Annotated in this window: 2 protein-coding genes; one reads left to right on the forward strand and one right to left on the reverse strand. The window is 70.9% G+C overall.

Translation table 11 applies throughout. From position 1 onward, the window contains the following. Nucleotides 1-227 precede the first annotated feature (227 nt). A complete protein-coding gene (locus K6I33_RS32560; RefSeq protein ID WP_229358212.1) occupies nucleotides 228-2,036 on the reverse strand; it encodes a glycoside hydrolase family 15 protein in 1,809 nt (602 codons plus the stop codon). Nucleotides 2,037-2,580: 544 nt separating this feature from the next. Between K6I33_RS32560 and K6I33_RS32565 the strand changes: the two genes are divergently transcribed. Further along, a partial coding sequence (locus K6I33_RS32565; RefSeq protein WP_238492333.1) for a CTP synthase occupies nucleotides 2,581-4,146 on the forward strand: 1,566 nt, incomplete at its 3' end.

The raw sequence follows: 4,146 nt of genomic DNA on the forward strand, positions 1-4,146 counted from the left end.
CTCACCGGCAGGACGAGTACGGCCGCGCTGTCCGGGGTGGTCCTGGCGGGCTACGGCTACGGCGGGTTGAATGCCGCCGCGGCCGTACTCGTCCTGCCGGTGAGCGCCTTGGCGCTCGTCTTCACCCTCAGGCGGCGCTAGGCGCTAGGCGCCGGCGCGGAGGCGCGGTCATGCGGCTGCGGGCCGTCCGTGGCCGTTCGCGCAGTTCCCCGCGCCCCTTCGGGGCGTCAGCCGCCGAACGCGCTGGACGCCGTCAGCCGGAGTGCCGTGTCGATCAGTGGCACGTGGCTGAAGGCCTGGGGGAAGTTCCCCACCTGGCGCTGGAGCCGGGGGTCCCACTCCTCCGCCAGCAGCCCCAGGTCGTTCCGCAGGGCCAGCAGCTTCTCGAAGAGCTGGCGGGCCTCGTCGACCCGGCCGATCATCGCGAGGTCGTCGGCGAGCCAGAAGGAGCAGGCGAGGAACGCGCCCTCGTCGCCCTCCAGCCCGTCGACGCCCGCCTCATGGCCCGCCGTCGGGTACCGCAGCACGAATCCGTCCGGGGTGGACAGCTCCCGCTGGATCGCCTCGATGGTGCCGATGACGCGCTTGTCGTCGGGCGGCAGGAAGCCCATCTGGGGGATGAGCAGCAGGGAGGCGTCCAGCTCCTGGGAGCCGTAGGACTGGGTGAAGGTGTTGCGCTCCTTGTCGTAGCCCTTCTCGCAGACGTCCCGGTGGATGTCGTCGCGCAGCTCGCGCCACCGCTCCAGGGGGCCGTCGACGTCGCCGGACTCGATGAGCTTGATGGTCCGGTCGACGGCGACCCATGCCATGACCTTGGAGTGGACGAAGTGCCGGCGCGGGCCGCGGACCTCCCAGATGCCCTCGTCGGGCTCGTTCCAGTGGTCCTCCAGATAGCCGATGAGGCGCAGCTGGAGCACGGAGGCGTAGTCGTTGCGGGCGAGGCCGGTCATATGGGCCAGGTGGAGGGCCTCGGTGACCTCGCCGTAGACGTCCAGCTGGAGCTGGCCGGCGGCGCCGTTGCCCACCCGCACCGGGGTCGAGTTCTCGTACCCCGGCAGCCAGGGCAGCTCCGCCTCGCCGAGCTCGCGCTCGCCCGCGATGCCGTACATGATCTGGAGGTTCTCGGGGTCGCCGGCCACCGCGCGCAGCAGCCATTCGCGCCAGGCGCGGGCCTCCTCGCGGTAGCCGGTGCGCAGCAGCGAGGAGAGGGTGATCGCGGCGTCGCGCAGCCAGGTGTAGCGGTAGTCCCAGTTGCGGACGCCGCCGATCTCCTCGGGCAGGGAGGTCGTCGGGGCGGCGACGATGCCGCCCGTCGGGGCGTACGTCAGCGCCTTCAACGTGATCAGCGAGCGGACCACGGCGTCCCGGTAGGGCCCGTGGTACGTACAGTGGCCGACCCACTCCCGCCAGAACTCCTCGGTGGCCGCGAGCGAGCCCTCCGGGTCGGGCAGGGCGGGCGGCTCGCCGTGCGAGGGCTGCCAGCTGATGGCGAAGGCGATGCGCTCGCCGGGGGAGACGGTGAAGTCGGAGTAGGTGGTGAGGTCCTTGCCGAAGGTGTCGGCGGTGGTGTCCAGCCAGACGGAGTCGGGGCCCGCGACGGCCACCGTGCGGTCGCCCCGCTTGTGCACCCAGGGCACGACGCGCCCGTAGGAGAAGCGCATCCGCAGGGCGGAGCGCATCGGCACCCGGCCGCTGACGCCCTCGACGATGCGGATCAGCTGGGGGGCGCCGTCGCGCGGGGGCATGAAGTCGATGACGCGGACGGTGCCGCGCGGGGTGTCCCACTCGGATTCGAGCACGAGGGAGTCCCCCCGGTACCGGCGGCGGTCGGCGGCCGGCGGCGCGGCCCCCGAGGGGTGGGCCGGGCCGATCCGCCAGAAGCCGTGTTCCTCCGTCCCGAGGAGCCCGGCGAAGGCCGCGTGCGAATCGAAGCGGGGCAGGCACAGCCAGTCGGCCGTACCGTCCCGGCAGATCAGTGCGGCGGTCTGCATATCGCCGATGAGTGCGTAATCCTCGATACGCCCGGCCACGGTCATCTCCAGTCGAACGGCATCCAGGACCCCTGGGGGTCGAACGGCAACGAGGACCCCCGGTGGGGTCCGCATGACGGTCAAGCGATCTTCGATGAGCTGTTGTTCCGGAAGGCGGGGTGTGCTTCCTGGGGCACCGCCCAGCGGTGGCTGGGGGAGGTGGCTGGGGAGGGCGCCCGGAGTGGTGCCGCGCCGGCCGGCCCGCTGCGTGTGTCCGAGCAGGATACGACGCGGAGTTGGGACACGCGCGACGGTTCGCGGGGGAACATGTGCCGAATGGGTGGCCCGGTGCGCGCCGGGCGCGCGGCCCGTGACGGGCCCCCGAGGCGCGTGGTGACACAGCGCCCACAGGGGCGTCGCGCCCCGTCACCAAGGGCCTCGGGTGATGTCACCGGACGCGTCACCGGACGCGTCCGGGCCCGGGCGCTGATACCCTGGTACCCCGTGGACCGGCGGGCGAAAGACCCCCCAACCGCAGCGACGGCACCCCCGGAATCGACCGGGTGATCGCCGGTACGCACCTTCACCTCGCGACCACGGGAGCCCCCCTTTGGCAATTGCCGCTAAGCCCACGACGACCAAGCACCTCTTCGTCACCGGGGGTGTCGCCTCTTCGCTCGGCAAGGGGCTGACGGCCTCCAGCCTGGGCGCGCTGCTCAAGGCGCGGGGCCTGCGGGTGACGATGCAGAAGCTCGACCCGTACCTGAACGTCGACCCGGGCACGATGAACCCGTTCCAGCACGGTGAGGTGTTCGTCACCAACGACGGCGCCGAGACCGACCTGGACATCGGCCACTACGAGCGCTTCCTCGACGTCGACCTGGACGGCTCGGCCAACGTGACCACCGGCCAGGTGTACTCCACGGTGATCGCCAAGGAGCGCCGCGGCGAGTACCTGGGCGACACGGTGCAGGTGATCCCCCACATCACCAACGAGATCAAGCACCGCATCCGCCGTATGGCGACCGAGGACGTCGACGTCGTGATCACCGAGGTCGGCGGCACGGTCGGCGACATCGAGTCGCTGCCGTTCCTGGAGACCGTCCGCCAGGTCCGCCACGAGGTCGGCCGGGACAACGTCTTCGTCGTCCACATCTCGCTGCTGCCCTACATCGGCCCCTCCGGCGAGCTGAAGACCAAGCCCACCCAGCACTCGGTGGCCGCGCTGCGCAACATCGGCATCCAGCCGGACGCGATCGTGCTGCGCGCCGACCGCGAGGTGCCCACCGCGATCAAGCGCAAGATCTCGCTGATGTGCGACGTGGACGAGGCCGCGGTGGTCGCCGCGATCGACGCCCCGTCGATCTACGACATCCCCAAGGTGCTCCACACCGAGGGCCTGGACGCGTACGTCGTCCGCAAGCTGGACCTGCCCTTCCGCGATGTGAACTGGACCCAGTGGGAGGACCTGCTGGACCGCGTCCACAACCCCTCCCACGAGGTGACGGTCGCGCTGGTCGGCAAGTACATCGACCTGCCCGACGCCTACCTGTCGGTGACCGAGGCCATCCGCGCGGGCGGTTTCGCCAACCGCGCCAAGGTCAAGATCAAGTGGGTCACCTCGGACGACTGCAAGACCCTCGAGGGCGCCGCCCGCCAGCTCTCCGACGTGGACGCGATCTGCGTCCCCGGCGGCTTCGGCGACCGCGGTGTCAACGGCAAGGTCGGCGCGATCACCTACGCCCGTGAGAACAAGATCCCGCTGCTGGGCCTCTGCCTGGGCCTCCAGTGCGTGGTCATCGAGGCCGCCCGCAACCTGGCCGGCATCGAGGGCGCGAACTCCACCGAGTTCGACCCGGCCACCGCCCACCCGGTCATCTCCACCATGGCCGAGCAGATGGACATCGTCGCCGGTGAGGGCGACATGGGCGGCACGATGCGTCTGGGCATGTACCCGGCGAAGCTCGCCGAGGGCTCCATCGTCCGTGAGGTCTACGGCGACGCCGCCTACGTGGAGGAGCGCCACCGCCACCGCTACGAGGTGAACAACGCCTACCGCGCGGAGCTCGAGAAGAAGGCCGGCATCCTCTTCTCCGGCACCTCCCCGGACAACAAGCTCGTCGAGTACGTCGAGTACCCGCGCGACGTCCACCCCTACCTGGTGGCCACCCAGGCC

This window comes from Streptomyces sp. UNOB3_S3 (assembly GCF_020740895.1).
Taxonomy (GTDB): domain Bacteria; phylum Actinomycetota; class Actinomycetes; order Streptomycetales; family Streptomycetaceae; genus Streptomyces.

Bases quoted from the DNA above. Each gene is read 5' to 3' on its own strand.
- K6I33_RS32560 (WP_229358212.1), bottom strand. From the start codon at position 2,036: ATGACCGTGGCCGGGCGTATCGAGGATTACGCACTCATCGGCGATATG.